General features: G+C 32.6%; 13 protein-coding genes. 1 reads left to right on the forward strand and 12 read right to left on the reverse strand.

The window, feature by feature from the left end:
- Window positions 1-240: 240 nt before the first annotated feature.
- From IGL70_RS08265 to IGL70_RS08300, 8 genes are all read right to left on the reverse strand, one after another.
- The gene (locus IGL70_RS08265; protein WP_002299849.1) at window positions 241-1,194 is read right to left on the reverse strand and encodes an SPFH domain-containing protein; all 954 of its coding nucleotides are present in this window, start codon (window positions 1,192-1,194) and stop codon (window positions 241-243) included.
- The gene (locus IGL70_RS08270; RefSeq protein ID WP_002299851.1) at window positions 1,182-1,415 is read right to left on the reverse strand and encodes a hypothetical protein; all 234 of its coding nucleotides are present in this window, start codon (window positions 1,413-1,415) and stop codon (window positions 1,182-1,184) included. The genes IGL70_RS08265 and IGL70_RS08270 overlap by 13 nt, the downstream gene beginning before the upstream one ends.
- Window positions 1,416-1,557: 142 nt before the next feature.
- A complete protein-coding gene (locus IGL70_RS08275; RefSeq protein WP_104874044.1) occupies window positions 1,558-3,624 on the reverse strand; it encodes a pectate lyase-like adhesive domain-containing protein in 2,067 nt (688 codons plus the stop codon).
- Window positions 3,625-3,663: 39 nt separating this feature from the next.
- Entirely contained in the window at window positions 3,664-5,757 is a 2,094-nt protein-coding gene (locus IGL70_RS08280; RefSeq protein WP_104874043.1) for a hypothetical protein, read from the reverse strand.
- Window positions 5,747-6,070 carry an LPXTG cell wall anchor domain-containing protein gene (locus tag IGL70_RS08285; RefSeq protein ID WP_002330239.1) on the reverse strand — a complete coding sequence of 108 codons (324 nt, stop codon included), beginning with the start codon at window positions 6,068-6,070 and terminating at the stop codon, window positions 5,747-5,749. The genes IGL70_RS08280 and IGL70_RS08285 overlap by 11 nt, the downstream gene beginning before the upstream one ends.
- A 141-nt stretch (window positions 6,071-6,211) precedes the next feature.
- Complete coding sequence (locus tag IGL70_RS08290; RefSeq protein WP_086312667.1) at window positions 6,212-7,246, reverse strand: DUF916 and DUF3324 domain-containing protein; 1,035 nt, start codon at window positions 7,244-7,246, stop codon at window positions 6,212-6,214.
- Window positions 7,233-7,892: a WxL domain-containing protein gene (locus IGL70_RS08295; RefSeq protein WP_002330241.1), complete on the reverse strand. Its 660-nt coding sequence runs from the start codon at window positions 7,890-7,892 to the stop codon at window positions 7,233-7,235. The genes IGL70_RS08290 and IGL70_RS08295 overlap by 14 nt, the downstream gene beginning before the upstream one ends.
- 381 nt (window positions 7,893-8,273) lie before the next feature.
- Window positions 8,274-8,513 (reverse strand): hypothetical protein, encoded by a 240-nt coding sequence (locus IGL70_RS08300; protein WP_373420546.1) that lies wholly within the window; start codon window positions 8,511-8,513, stop codon window positions 8,274-8,276.
- A gap of 144 nt (window positions 8,514-8,657) precedes the next feature.
- Between IGL70_RS08300 and IGL70_RS08305 the strand changes: the two genes are divergently transcribed.
- Window positions 8,658-9,836 (forward strand): IS256-like element ISEf1 family transposase, encoded by a 1,179-nt coding sequence (locus tag IGL70_RS08305; protein ID WP_016177644.1) that lies wholly within the window; start codon window positions 8,658-8,660, stop codon window positions 9,834-9,836.
- A 38-nt stretch (window positions 9,837-9,874) separates the two neighbouring features.
- On the opposite strand, the gene IGL70_RS08310 is transcribed toward IGL70_RS08305, so the two are convergent.
- From IGL70_RS08310 to IGL70_RS08325, 4 genes are all read right to left on the reverse strand, one after another.
- On the reverse strand, window positions 9,875-11,116 hold the full coding sequence (locus IGL70_RS08310) for a helix-turn-helix domain-containing protein (protein ID WP_240187446.1): 1,242 nt from the start codon (window positions 11,114-11,116) through the stop codon (window positions 9,875-9,877).
- A gap of 785 nt (window positions 11,117-11,901) precedes the next feature.
- Complete coding sequence (locus IGL70_RS08315; RefSeq protein ID WP_002307007.1) at window positions 11,902-12,255, reverse strand: DUF7006 family protein; 354 nt, start codon at window positions 12,253-12,255, stop codon at window positions 11,902-11,904.
- A gap of 632 nt (window positions 12,256-12,887) precedes the next feature.
- Window positions 12,888-14,513 (reverse strand): acyltransferase family protein, encoded by a 1,626-nt coding sequence (locus tag IGL70_RS08320; protein ID WP_060475154.1) that lies wholly within the window; start codon window positions 14,511-14,513, stop codon window positions 12,888-12,890.
- Between the two features lie 285 nt (window positions 14,514-14,798).
- On the reverse strand, window positions 14,799-16,244 hold the full coding sequence (locus IGL70_RS08325; protein ID WP_104873866.1) for a PTS mannitol transporter subunit IICB: 1,446 nt from the start codon (window positions 16,242-16,244) through the stop codon (window positions 14,799-14,801).
- Window positions 16,245-16,252 lie beyond the last annotated feature (8 nt).

Raw genomic sequence — 16,252 nt, forward strand, 5'->3', positions numbered from 1 at the left:
ATAAGGCTTGAATCTGCATCTATTGAAATCTATATCTAATTAAAAATTCTCCCTCCTAAGTTAATAGTTAAACTAACTTTTGAGAGGGAGAATTGTATCTATTACTTTTTGACAATATAAAACAGGATAGTGAATTTTCTCTAACTATGAAATCCAAGGTTACGTATCACTAACCTTTTCAGTAACAATGTAAGTAAGATAAAGGATTATACTATTTTAAAATATAAATGCAATTCATAATTAATTTTCTTTTATTTGTTTCTCCCATAACTGTTTTGCTACAGGGATATTGCCTAATTCCGTCATGTTAGAAGGTAATATAATTGTATTTGTTTGACTAGAAACTACCTCTTTAAATGCTTCTATTCCTAAATAAGATAAGGATATCTCATCGAGTTGACTATTTTTGATTGCTTCATTTAAGATTATTATTCTTTTTTTCTCTGCTTCAGTAATTTTTTCAATACGATCAGCTTCTGCCTCTGCGTCAATACGAATACGCTTTGCTCTTGCTTCTGCGTCAATTTGGGTTTGTTGTGCCCTTGCTTGTGCATCAATGGTCATTTTAGATGCATTAGCTTCAGCATTAAGTACCGCAGATGATTTCTCACCTTCTGCACGAGTAATCATTGATTCTTTGTCTCTTGAAGCTGTTATCAATTTGTTCATTGATTCAACAATTTCTTTAGATACTTTTATTTCCCCAATATTAATTCGATCGATTGCCAAACCATAGCCAGAAGTAATATCTTTAATTGAAGCAAACAAAGAGGCGTTAATTTCTTCAGTACCATTCAATACTTCATTTAGCTCCATTTTCCCGATAATTCCACGCAAATTCGATTGCGCATCTTGGATCATTGATACTACGGAATTTTCATTATCATAAACAAATGCTCGTACATCTGTAACATGATATTTGATAGCTTCGTCGATCTCAACCATTACATTATCTTTTGTAATAGCACTTTGAGGTTCTATTTCTAAAGGAATCTGTTTTAGCGATACTCTTTCTCGAACAGTATATAGTACTGGAATAAGAAAATGTAATCCTGGTTCCAGAATTTTCACATATTTCCCAAAACTTTCTACTACTTTTACTTCCCCTTGACGTACAACGACTGCCGTACTAGTCAATAACCATATAAGAAAAGCTGCAACAATTACTCCAACGATTATTTTCACAACCAACATTCTATATACCCTCTTCCATTTTCAAATAAACTATTATTCACTCTTGTAAGAAGCACACCGGACTGAACATCTATGATTTCTAGCATAGCATCTTTTTCAGGGACCCCTTCTATTACACGGTATTCTGTATAAGTACCATAGATACGAACAATTCCTAAAAATTGATTAGTAGCTGATCGAAAGTACTTTCCAATAACCTTGTTTTCTAAATAATATGTCATACTCTCCTCCTTTTCCTTTATTATATATCAAATACCTCCCAAAACTTATTTTTCTTATATAAATATTTTATTTAAAAATCTATATTATTAAGCTTAGGATTAAAATGAATAAGAAAGTAAAAAAGATGTTACTTTATATTTTTTAACTTGGTGCGACAATAAATGTCCACGTTAGTTCCCCTTCATACATGCCAATTTTATCTGAAGGATGTAAAGATAGATACATGTGTTTATCTAAACTAAATTCCTTATTACCTTTTCCTTCCGCAACTATTTGGTCTTGAGCATTAATAGTTATTTTTTTATTTCCCTTATTAAAGAGTATACGATTAAAAAGTTGCTCTTTTTTTTCATTTATTAATCGCTGATCCTCTTTCACTGATAGCTTCCATGTACTATCTTTAAGTAAATTGTTATCTGTTATATCTATACTTTGTGAGTCACTGGCAGTAATCAATTTGTCGACAGGAGGAATCTCTTGTTTCCCGAAATTAATAGCATTAGGAATTGAAATAGAGGGTCCCACATATTTTACAACTGTACTATTTTCGGAATATAACCCATCTATACTAGCCACTACATCTATTACTGTACCTGCTTTTTGTCTAGGGATAGATAATTGGTAAATCCCATTACTGTCAACTTTCCCACTAGTTATTAAGCGATTATTAATCTTTGCTTCTATATGTGCATTCGGTTCTGCCGTACCCTTAACCTCAGTACTTTCATTTGTCAGTTCTTCTATAGTAGTTGGAGCCATCTCTTTTCTTTTCACATAGTCTCCTCCAGCTATTGTCCCGACATCCCCTGAATCAAAACTTTTTTGAAAATCTATGTTGTTAGATATCACGTTTGTAGTATGCTGAGCAGGCACGTACGTATCTAAAATAAATGAAGCCGTCAAAGGGCCTTTATAGGTTTTATCAGGATCTTCCGATAAAGAACTACCTACCTTCCAAGTATCTATTCCTTTAGAAGAAGAGAGACTTACTGAAGTTTTTTGCGTCCAAGCGCCTAAAGCGTTTCCTTTCCTGTTAGAAATCAAGAAATTAGAACCCTTTAATAACTCTAGCTTATTCCCTGTTTGTACCGTTGATTGATACCCTTCAGAAGTAACTTCCAAATTAGCTTGTTTTTTTACCACGATGCTACCATTACATAGCAGAATAGCTTCTTCATCTGTACCTTTTGAATATGCCTTTAGCGTAGCTCCTTCTTGTAAATTCATTTCTCCACCAGTGGCATCACTTCTAATAGCAGAATTAGTTTGGGAACTTATTTGCACATTGCCAGCAATGTTGATGGCTCCATTAGGCTTATACATGTACAAACCTAGTCCCGTAGCATTCATGATTAAATTTGAACCTTCTTCTATATTGATTCCGTCTCCTGTATAGATAGCATTAGCGCCAGAAGTGTCATTAAAATAAACGTTTGCTTGCTTGTTTATGTTTATGTGCTTTCCCTGAAATACTTCTTCCGCAGTTGCCCTAGCCTCTATTTTTCCCTCTAAATTAGCTGTTCCAGCACTTAGATAAATAAACTGATAACCTGTTGAAGAAACATTAGTATAATCTACTGTGACACCAGGATATTCTGACCAAAATAAAGGATAAATAGGTTGATTGGTTAATTTAATATCGCTGATTTTACAATTAGCATTTTTTAAAGCTATGCCAATGCTTTGAAAATTCATGTCAATAATATGACCATTTCCGCAAATGTCCTTATTACTAGAAAAGTTAAACGACTCAAGTATCTTAATATCTTTATCCAAATAAATCGTACGAATACTTTTATTCAACAAAGCATCTTTGAATTCTTTATAATTACTTACTTTCACACTAGAATTTTCTTTTGAATCTTTAATACTCTCGCTATCGTCTGAAGGCATAGATTCACGACTATCCGATTTTTCAGAGTTTTGTTTTCCTTCTACTTTATTAATAGACTCTGAAGTTGGATCAGTCTCCTCTTTAGAGCCGCTTATTGTTTTGTTATTATTGGAATCTGATATTTCATTCTGGTTATTATCAGAATTTACTACTTGTTCTTTACCTTTCTTAGTTGGAAAGGAGGAATCTGAAATAGAAGAGTCGGGCTGGATATCTTCAGAACATACTATTATTGGTTCCATAACACAGATAAGTGTCAGCATAAAAACAATAGATATACCTAATAAAAATTCTTTTTTTAGTAAATGCCACATGTTTTCCCTCCGTTTTTCCTCATCCAGCCCACCCTTATTTTAATTTGGCGCATCTTCAAAATTCCATTTTAATATACCACTGTAGATGCCTACGTTATCCGAAGGCTGTAGTTTCAAATGCAGTTTATCAGATAGATCGACTTTTGCATTCCCGCTATCTTGCCAAATAATTTGTTCCGTAGAATTTAGATGAACTTCTTTTCCTTCATACGTAGTAAAAGACAATCGGTCATTAAGTTTGTTACCTTGGCTATTCATTAATGGGGTTTCTTCAGACAGTTTAATGGTCCATAAGCTCTTATCTAATTTGCTATTGTCTTCTACTTTAAAAATATTTCCTTCTTCTAGCGAAGAAACAGTATTCATGGATGGTATTTCTTTCACCCCAAAATTAATATCTTCAGGAAGTGTGAGTTGGGGACTTGGTTCTGTTTGAATCGTTCTTACTTCCTCTTGAGAAACACGGCCTTCTTCATCTTTTAAATAAAATGAGACTTGTTGACCCAACCATTTTTCTGGTGCTTTAAAATGGAAAGTACGATTCTTTACTGTTTCAGCCGCTTCAGAGTATTTTTCCAAAGTTATTTCTTCTTTCCCACATTTAGCCATCAAATAAATCTTTTCGTTAGCTTTATGTGAAAAATTAAACGTAATTTCTCTATCTTTAGTGAAGCGAGATACGTATAAGGGATCTTCTTTATCTAGTAATTCAAATTGTATTGGCTCGCCTTTCTTATACCTATGAACAATCGTCTGTTCATCTGGTAAATAAACCCCTACATCTTCCTTCTCATTTTTTATAGGATAATAATCTTTTATTTCAGGATAATCTTTTGAAACATCATATGGAGTTGTGATAATTCCCTCTTTGACTGAAGGCGATTGTAAGATATTATCTTTCTCATCAAGAAAAGGAATGATTATTTTACCTTTGTAATTTACAGAACTTTTCCCTGATTGTTCTCCTAGTGGTTGATCATTGAGCAATGTCTTTATGTCGAATGATAATGGTAACTTTTCATCTTTAAGCAGACCGATGTCTACAGGATAATCCATTCCTTTCCAGTTTAGTTTAATATCATATAGCAGTACCGTGTCATATAAACGTTTGTCATTTAAATTGTTTATCACTAAAGCGACATTGCCGTTTGGTTCATTGCTTATTTTAAACAAGTCTGTTAAATCATCACCATTGAGATTAGTTACTTTTGCTTCCTTAAAAGAATATTGTTGAGTAGAATAAATTTTTTGTAAATTAAAACATAACTCCATCGATTTATTTTTTTCCCATTTTTCTATATTAGGAATCGTTTGCTGTGCTCTTAAATAAATGTCCTGATTTGCTTTCTCAAATGAAGAATCTACTCCGTAAGCTACAGGAAACTCTGGTTCAGCTAAGAAGTCAGTGACATAACCTAACGATGAAGTGGTGGCATCATTATTGTGGACAATAAATTTCACTTTATTAATAGGATTGGTAGTTAGTTCTAGATTTTGTCTAGGATCACGCCACGGAATCCCTCTCGTTATATTTTTAAAATATACCCAATAATCGTCTGTTCCACCATCCCAAACGTCGTACAAAATATGAGTAGGATTATTAGCATACAATCCCTTGATCAAAGTACTTGGAGATAGAAAACCGATATACTTATTAGGATTTAATCCGTAATAATTAAAAGCTGTTTCTACTGTTACTGGCGTATTGTTCTGATTTAAAAATTCATAGGTTACCATCATTTCACCATCAATATCAATACCTAGAAAATAACCTTTCGAGAAGTAGATAGACCCCCCAGCTAAATTCCCCTTATTTCTTTCTATAGTAACTTTTAAATTAATCTGTTCACCATGATAATATCCTACATTTTTAACTAGGCAACTACTTACGTTAGTATTTCTATCCACTGTTAGAATTTCACCACGGACGTTCCCAGAGAGTGGTATCACCTCAGTTTGTTGCCCATGATGCATGATAAACGTATTATTAGCTGGCGTTTTAGCCTGATTTGCCCAGTGAAAGTATCCTAACTGAGTTAAAGGACGTGGCGCAGCTTCTACCTTTTTAGATGTTAAAAATAGTAGTACACTAAAAATAAGTAACAACAATGTTAAACTTTTACTATTTTTCATTTTTTCTCCTCATCACCATTTGTTTTTTTAAATAGTAAAATAACGCAACACTTAATACTAAACTTATACCTATTAGACTGCTAAAAAAGTTTTGTTTATCATTTGTTTTAGGTAACAATTGGTTATATTCTTTTGGCGCAATCTGATCTAGCTTATCAGGTACAACTATTCTTTTCATAGGTACTACCTTATTAGTAGACTGGTAAAAAGTAATTCCTACTCTACTAGTTGTTTGATCATCAGCTGATGCAGACACTGGGATTGCTGCCCCAATCAGCAATCCCAGACAAATAATTGTTAAAATTTTTTTCATTTTTGTCTCCTTTCTACATCTTTTATACAATCATTTTTATAGAAAGTTATCCAAATCATCTATTATATATATATGAATTATTCACACATTTTTTAAGATCGTTTCCCCACTTCACAATCTTAAAAAATTATTCGAATACTTTTATGGATTTTTTCGTCGTAACTTAGTAATATACCCAATTAAACTGATGATAATAATCAAACAAAGAACTAAAAGAATATAGAATAAAGAATGATCGTTATTTTCTTTATTTACTTCCACTGCATCTTTGTTGAGCGTTTCGTCCTCTCCTTTGATTACGAATTCTTTATAGAGTGTCCATTTTTTACCTGAATCATCTTTTAACTGAATACTTAATTCATAGGTTCCTTTTTTCAGTGGCTCATTATTCAAATTAAAAGGAATCTGAAATTGTGTGCGTGGTGCAAAAGACACTTTTTGGTTGAATTCATGTAACGCTTCTTTTTCCCCTTTTTTCTTGATAACTGCATGTAGATCCATTTTGCTTTTAAGTACAGGTTCTGAATTTTCTAAATTGGCAAAAAGAGTCAAATAGCCATTCTCTAACCCGGGTTTAACCTTCGTTAAAGCAAATCCTGGTTCCACTTTTTTATCTGAACAAACCAGCTTTACACCGATTGTATATGCAAACTTATTCTTTAGACTAAAACCTTCATTTTTTTCTTCTTTTCCTTTTGTATCTTCATAGCAATAAAATCCTCCTAAAATGGTTCCTTCAAAACCTTTCTCTGGGATTTTCAATTGAAAGGTCACATCACGTTCCTCAGAAGGTTTCAATGTGATCGTCTGTGATTTAGAAATTAAATCTTGGAATACAGGTTTTCCCAATAACTTAGCCTCATGGTTAGAATAATCGATTGCTCCATTTTTATTAGTACAAGCATTATTGGCCTCTACCACTACTTTTATTTGTTTGGCAGTAGTGTTTTTCAATTTTAGTGATAAATCTTGTGTGGCGCCAGGTGTCACCTTTAGATCATAATAACTTGCTTCTGACTGCTGGTTATCTGGTAAAATGGCTTGTGCATCAAAAGATACCTTGTTTGAATCTGCGAATATGTTTGTAGACAAATAGAATAAAGCAAAGAATACTATACCAACAAAAAAGAGGGGAAAGCTTCTTCCCCACCCTTTTTGGACATTATGCTGGAGCATCAGACAACACCCAAGTCAAATCAGCTGTATAGCTTTGTGCTTCTACTCCAGCTCGTGGTACATGAAGCTTCACGCTTTCATTATGTCCATCTTCTCCTTCAAAAACTGCAGCAAAAGCTCCAGCTCCCTGTCCTTCTTTAGCAAGCATCACATCTTGATAAGCTTCATTTAAATCAAATGTTTGATTGGCTAATTTAGGAGCTTCAGAAGTATTGTCTTTAGTTACTACCCGGCCATTTGTCAAAGACATCTTCGCTCCAGTTAACTCTTTCCCATTTTCTCCAATAAATGGAGAAATGGTAACTCCCAATGTCCAGCCTTTTGCTCCTCCACGAGTATCGTTTACTTGTACATGCGGTTTTTTATTCAATGCATAGTAATCCGTATCTCCCTGTTGGATTTCTTGTTGGCCAAATGTGATATTAGATGCAAATGGAATCGATAAAGAACCAACGTCTCCTGTACTTGGATCATCATCGTGCGTGTCATCTGGCACAACTGGTGTGACATCTGTTCCAGATCCTTCCGTCAAAGTAACGTCTGTCTTATTAGTTGTCCCTGATATCATATCTGCAGAAACCATACTTCCCGAAGCAGTTACTGCTAACAAACCTAACGCAGCAGTTGTGATCATTGTTTTCTTCATTTTATAATTCCTCCTAAATAATAATAGATCTAATTTGATCCAAAATAATTTTGACACGTCCAGTACTTTTTATCTAGTTTAACTATTTTCCCAAATAAAGAAAAAAATTAGAAAACAAATGAGATAATTCAATCAAAAAGGGACTGTGACATGTAGTGTCACAGTCCCTTTTTCCGAATAAACGGTGTTCAAAAGCTTGCATCTGCGGTAATAAGTCCAGCCAAGTTAAAAACATAAGAAGCTATTTTTACTTGGCTGTTCTTATTACTTGATGCAGGACAGTTTTTTCACAATCTCTCAATAAACGGTGTTCAATCAGCTGTCCCTCGGTGTTAGCTCAAAAACGGCAAAATATGAAAAACTATTTTTCCGTTTGTTTCTCTAATACTCAGGACAAAACGCTGATTTCACAACCTCTTTTTCTTTTTTCAATTGATAAATCGTTTTCTCGAACAAACGCCAGTTTCTTTCGGTAGGTATATTTTTCATTAATAGTAATGGCGTTTTTCCAGTGTTGATGTAGTAATTAGAAATAACCAAATCTACTTCAGTTATATTTGTCCTGTAATCATAAAAAGCAAAAACATAAGAATGCCCAAAATACAGATTAATTTTATTCATTAACCATAACCGATGCGTATGGTTTAAATCATCTTGTGAGAGTATAAAATATTTTGTGTAAATGAAAAAATCCATACAAAAAAGGAAGTCCCTTCTGTAGAATAAAGTTAACGACAACCAATTCACAGAAAAGAGGACTTCCCTATGAATGATTTTACTACAGAAATTGTGCAAACTCTAGTCACTAAAGGCGATTTAAATGAATTATTCCGTTCGCACTTAGAAAAAGCGATAAACACACTCCTACGGACTGAATTAACGGCTTTTTTAGATTACGAAAAATATGATCGCACTGGTTTTAATTCAGGTAATTCAAGAAACGGTTCTTACTTTCGATCATTCAAAACCGAATATGGTGAATTAACATTGGAAATACCTAGAGATCGTAATGGTGAGTTTAAACAACAAACTTTACCAGCCTACAAAAGAACAAACGATACATTGGAAACCACTATTATCCATTTATTCGAAAAAGGTGTTACGATGTCTGAAATTGCTGATTTGATCGAAAAAATGTACGGTCATCACTATACTCCACAAACCATGTCCAACATGACTAAAGTTCTGACTGAAGAAGTAAATGCCTTTAAATCCAGAGCCTTAAATGATAAGTATGTCGCTATTTTTATGGACGCTACTTACATTCCACTAAAACGTCAAACCGTATCCAAAGAAGCGATTTATATTGCCATTGGTATACGAGAAGACTGCACTAAAGAAGTACTGAGTTATGCGATTGCTCCAACTGAATCAACATACGTTTGGAATGAGCTGCTACAGGATATTAACTCCAGAGGAGTTCAAGAAGTCTTGCTTTTTATTACGGACGGCTTAAAAGGCATGAAAGATACTATCCATCAAATTTATCCTAAAGCAAAATATCAGCATTGTTGTATCCATGTATCTCGTAATATCGCTCATAAAGTACGTGTCAAAGACCGAAAAGAAATCTGTGATGACTTTAAGGCTGTTTATCAAGCTAACTCAAAAGAAGAAGCGAATACCTTCTTATCCGGCATGATTGAGAAATGGAAGAAAAACTATCCTAAAGTGACGCAGTCACTCATAGAAAACCAAGACTTATTAACTTTTTATGATTTTCCACCTAGCATTCGTAGAACCATTTACTCAACCAATCTAATCGAGTCTTTCAATAAGCAAATTAAAAGATACAGCCGTAGAAAAGAGCAGTTTCAAAATGAAGAATCACTAGAACGCTTTCTAGTCAGCATTTTTGATACATACAATCAAAAATTTCTAAACAGAAGCCATAAAGGTTTTCAACAGGTAACCGATACATTAGTTTCAATGTTTACTGAGTAACTAATTATTTTGCAGGAGGACAATTTATTTACACAAAATTATTGACGCTCCCCATCTTGTATTAAAATCTTAATCGGTTTAACATTTGTTAAAAATAAATCATAATAATCTAACACATAATAATAATCCAAAAATAATTGTGCCCAGTTTTCTAATTTCTTTGATACGTCCAAATCCGCATTTGCTTGTAATTCTTTTTTGAGTTTTTCCATTATGTGATAAGTTCGAGGTTCTTCTTCTTTCATTTCTTCGATATACGAACGATTAAAAAAAAGATCTGGATTACCATAAAATAGATAACTTCTTTCATGAAATGCAATAAAATTGAATATGAGTTCTGGATCCTTTATATCTAAAGAAAAACGGAACATGCTTTGTAAAACTTTCTCCAAATTCTCAACTGCTCGATAAGAACAAGTATTTTGTCGCTGATGTGCATATGCATGACTATTTTCATATATTGCATTTCCATCAATTACTCCAAAAGAATAAATTATTCGATAAAGGAAACACAGTTCATCGCTGTTAAAAGAAAGATTGATTTGTTTTGACCACTTCTTCAAAAGATTAAAATGCGGATCATCTGAGATAACTGATTTATATTCATTATCTACTCGTACTTTTCTAAATGAACTTCTTTCTATATTAATGGCTAACCAAAAAGAAAATACACGTTTTTGAAAAATAGTTAACGTAATATCATAAATCCCCTCAAAAGCAACTATATACTTCTCTATTTCCTTTTGTTCGATATGAAATGGCCACTTATCACTACTTTCACGTGTAGAATTCCAATAGAAATAATAAAAAAAGCTACGAATGTTTGCCTCTGATGCATTCAATTCTAACTGAAATGGATGAAATGTTATATGATAACGCCTAAAATATGGAATTAAGAGCTTCGCATATCTGAAAACAGTAGATACACTAGTAAATTGCTCTTTAGCAAAATCTTTTAGAACACTTCTAGGATATTTATACATAAAATCAATCAAATGATAATTATAAGAAGCTTTATAAAAATGAAGATAAATATTATAAATAGGAAAATCTTTCTCTTTTTTTATGAAAAAGCGTTTATTATCTTCATTTTTCAGAAGGATATTCCCATTATATTGCTTAAATAAATCCTCTAGTTCTTCTATATAATGTAAGACTGACTTCTCCGTAACATTAAGTAAATTTCTAAGTTCTTCCATTGCACACCAATTGTCTTTTTCTAACAAATAATCTAATAAAACTACTTTTTTGAAAGATGTTTTAGTTAAAAAAGTTTGCATCATTTCACCTCAATAAGTTACTTTTGTTTATTTTAATCAAAGAATAAACTTCTCTCGCTCGATTATAACTGATCGAACAAAAGAAGCCTTTTAATAAATATAATCTCACTTACCTACATAGGCTAATTATTTGCTTCTAGCTTATGATAAGTATATAAACGGATATCGATTTCATAATTGTTTTATCTTAAACATCATAGCTGTAATTGTTTTTATTTTTACATGAAGAATTATTATAATCTAGTTTATTTTTTTTCTGAAATATAGAATAAAAATAAAAACATCTTTTCATTTTGAGTTATTAATGGAGATGTAAATGATTAACAATATGTAATTTAATTTTTTATTCCTGCATTAAGATAATTTGATTGGTAAATAAAAACAAACGTAAATTCGTTATTTTAATTCCTATTTATTGTGAACATATCCAATTTTTATCACATAGATATTTGTATAAACATTTTATGAATGCGCTTGTATTTAATTTAGAAAGTGTTACTATCTATTTAGGCAAATTTTTGCTAATATTTTGTTTTTTCATTTACCATCTGTAGAAATCATTTAATGATTTCTATCTTCTCCTTCCAACTTTTCTGATGATGCATCATGAATTAACAGTGCATTATCCATCTTTTCCATGTTAAAAGAACTAAGAATCAAGATAACGTCTTGATTCTTAGTTCTTTTATTCCTTCTAGAAAATAATTGTTAGCAATACAATATAGTTTATATTTGCAAATACTAAATCAGTAGCTTCTAGTTGCTTTCCTGCTTAATAGTTCATATTACTCAATGTAAAAAATAATTGATTGTGGACATTGCTCATCCACTTTGTATCCACAACTTTCTTTATAATAGGTATGATAATCACTCTCTACCATATTAATTAACTCTTTTCCCCCGCAAAATTCTTCAATGTCTAAATTAATAAATTCCTCTAAAAGGGAAAGCTTAGAGTCAATCGAAAGCATTTTAGGTAACATAGTCCAAAAGTCATTATCATCGTTTTTACGTAGTGTATAATATGTTTGCTTTTCTAGATTTAATACATAATTATATGCATCATAATCTCCCTTTTTTTCAAAAAAATTTTTCATATTTAAAAATCTACTCACAAATTTTTTCTTGAAACTATTCATTTTCTCACCTCTATTTATTCTTTTTCTTGTCCATAGCATAACTTTTGAATAGAGTAACTAAATTCAAAAGCTATTATAGTATAAAAATACACTTTTTGTTGTTCAAATTTTTCATCTAATTTGTGCAGTAATTTTGAACTCTATATTTTTTAATATTTAATGCTTAAGCTATCATTTATAAAAAAAGACTAGACGATAATTAAAATAACAAAAAAGGCTGTGACACGTCTTTTGTCACAGTCCCTTCTAGCATTATATTACTATTATTTATTCACTGCATCTTCTTAAGAATAAAACATACTTGATCGTTTGTTTCTTTACTAACAGCCTTCTTTACTTGGTTCCTACGATCCTTAATTTTATCTAAGCTGATTGCTGCTTGTAACCATAAAACTTCGATCAGAACATACATCCTAGTATTGTCGTCTCGCTCATGTTCTGTATAACAAAGAGGATAAATCCAAAGCGATTTCTTTCCAAGAAGCTCTCAGTTAACGACCTCGCCCATCTCTTTTTTACCACGAATATTAAAAAGCTCCTCCTCTTAAACACCGTTTATCATATGAAGTATTTTTTATTTAAATTGATTCACCTATTAGGAAAAAGTAAGGTTAACACACGTAATCACTACCTTATTGAATAACTGAAGCAATATACTTTGCATAAGCTGTACGTCCACTTTCATTCAAATGGGTTTCATCATCATAAAAAAATTCAGGATGGTTTTTGCTCTCACTATACCAATCGATCATCGTTATATTAGAATACTGATTTGGCAATGTAGCTAATGTGGCATTTATCGTATCTTGCCAGCCAGTTGGAGCTTTTATATTTACCCAGTATACTTTTTTATCTTTCAGCAAAGACATTGTTTGTTCTATAGCTTCATCTGTTATCACACCATTGGTTCCTAACCCGATCACTATTTGTTGGTAAGAAACTAAATCTTTATGCTCCTTTAAGATTTCTGGTAACGCAGTGATTTGTCTTGATTCTTTTGCATCTACCAATGCTTCTTTTTTAAATGTCTCTTTTAGTTCCTGATACGCCCCCAGCATAACAGAATCACCGATAAATAATATTTTCTTCTCTTGTGACAACAGATTTTCTCCTGCATTTGCTTTACTAGAGTTTTCTTTTAATAAACTTTGCAACTGATTTTGGTCAGCGGTCAGTCGATTGGCAGGAGCACGTAATACCAGTACAGAAACTCCGATTATCATTAGTGCCATAGCTGTCCAAATTTTGGGTGATCTCATCTTCTGCACTCCTTTTCTAAAGCAAGTAATCATGAGTAATGTACATAAAAACACAGTGAATAGACCTGCGATATCCAAATATTTCCAATGATGATGTTTGAATAGATTTGTCAGAGCAATCAATACTGGGAAATGCACCAAATAAAGTTCATAACTGATTTTTCCTACAAAAGAAAGTTTTGTACTAGCGATTTTGGTCTTTTTTGCAATGTTCATATCATCGACACTGGCTAACAATAGAGCAAAACAAATACTGATCAGTAGTTCATTTAGTGTATAAGGAAAAATCGGGAACAGAATCAGACAAAGACTAGCTAGTAATAAAAGCCAGATTTTACTAAAAGTGTTTTGTTCAAAGAAACGGCCAATAGTTATTCGATTAAAATACCCCCAAACTCCTAATAAAAATGGAAAAAGTTTAGCTATCGTATGATAATATGCCTTAGTTGAAGGTAAAAACAAACTAAAAAGAATAGAAACAAAAATCAATGTATAGATTAAGTAAAACACTTGTTTTCTTCTCATACGCTTAATGACAATAAACAAAAATGGCCATATCAAATAGAATTGTAGTTCAACTGAAAGCGACCAATAATGTTTAAATAAAGAAGCATTAAAGTAAGAGTCAAAATAAGATACTCCTTGATTCAGCTGCCACCAATTGTTATAGCCAAAAATCAAACTGGGTAGCTCACTACGAATGTTTCCTATCAATCGAATGTTGCTAATCCCTAGTATGAAAATGAATACGACCAAAGAAAACAGTAAAAATGGATAAATACGTTTGATACGCTTATAGTAAAAATGTAAAAAATTGAATTGTCTGTTTTTTTCATCTCTTATCGTATTTTTAGCCATTAAAAAACCAGAAACCACAAAAAAGATCGTTACTCCTTGCAATCCGCCTGGCAGCAAACTATTTGGCAAATGATAAAATATCACTGCTAAAACAGCAATGCCTCTAAAACAATCGATTTCCTTTGAATATATTTTTTTCATGTATCATCAACCTCCTTCTCTTCATGCATGTTTTAATCAAACATATTCTTCCGTATCGATTTTTTCATTTTTCTATTCGTTTCACCTTGTTTTGTAAATTAACAGTTAAAAGTATCTAAAATGTATCTTTGCCCCATCAGTTCTCGTTGATCACAAAAAATATGAACATAAAATATCCGATTAATTATTTGTGCGACAAAAAAAGGTTGCGACACAAGCCATGTCACAACCTTTTTATATTAGGCAAAATAATTTTAATAAAGGTTAATCAAAAATTCCCATAAATTAGTCTTCTGTTTTTAATCCAATGATTTCTTCTGCTAATCCATTGATTACTGGATCTTGCAAATAATTCTTTAATGTCACAATTTTCATGTTAGGATGTGCTTTTCTAGTCCGTTCCTCCAAATCTTGATGTACGATCACCAAATCACTATCTTCTGGTACCTCTTCAATTCGATAATTTTTTATCTCAACATCAGTAATACCTGCTTTTTGCAATTTTTTCTTGAATATTGTTGCGCCCATTGCGCTGCTTCCCATTCCTGCATCACAAGCAAAGGAAATTTTATTCATCTCTTTTTTCTCGGTACATATTTCTCTAGCATTTTCTTCTTTTAATAATTTTCTTCCTTCTGATTTCATCGTTTTCGATTTTTGAACTGATAGTTCAAAATTTCTGTCTTCATCTGTTGATTTATCTGCTTTTAAAATTACTGATGTTACAAAAAAGGAAACCAGTGTTGCTGTGACCACTCCCGCCATGACACCCCAAAAATTTCCTCGAGGCGTTAGAGCTAAATAAGAAAAAATAGAACCTGGACTTGGACCTGCTACCAGGCCCGCATCAAATAATTCAAAAGTGATGATTCCTGTCATTCCACCAGCAATCATAGATAATATAGTGAGTGGTTTCATTAATACATATGGAAAATAAATCTCATGTATTCCGCCGAAAAAATGGATGATGATTGCACCTGGTGCTGTCTGTTTTGCTGCCTTTTTACCAAATAAAGAATAAGCTAACAATAGTCCTAAGCCAGGGCCAGGATTTGATGCTACCATGAAATAAATTGATCTGCCTGCCTCTAATGTTTGTTGCATACCTAATGGATAATAAACACCTTGGTCAATAACATTATTTAAAAATAAGACTTTTGCCGGTTCGTTGATTAAGGACAGTATCGGTAAAAAACCAGTTGAAACTAATGCTTCAATTGCACTCGTTACAAATTGATTAGCTGATTGGATTATTGGTCCAACTACCAGATAAGAAAGGCACATCAGTATGAAACCAATAATTCCTATAGAAAAATTATTGACGACCATTTCAAAACCAGCAGGAACTTTCCCATCTAAAAAATTATCTGTTTTTTTCATCATCCACCCACCAAGTGGCCCCATAATCATTGCTCCCATGAACATTGGTATGTCAGCACCAATAATCAAACCTATTGTTCCGATTGTACCTAAAACAGCTCCACGTGTACCACCAACCATCCGACCACCAGTATAGGCAAGTAGTAAGGGCAATAGATAGCTGACTGTCGGACTTACGAGTTCATTCAGAGATTCATTTGGGAACCACCCGGTTGGAATGAATAATGCAGTAACAATTCCCCATGCAATAAATGCGCCTATATTTGGCAATACCATATTTGTTAAGAAACCGCCAATCGCTTGAACTTTAGCTCGTATGGAGACTCGTTTTTTTTTGTTTGCTACCTCCATTTTCTTCT

Source organism: Enterococcus sp. DIV0901a (assembly GCF_051711525.1).
Classification (GTDB): domain Bacteria; phylum Bacillota; class Bacilli; order Lactobacillales; family Enterococcaceae; genus Enterococcus_B; species Enterococcus_B faecium.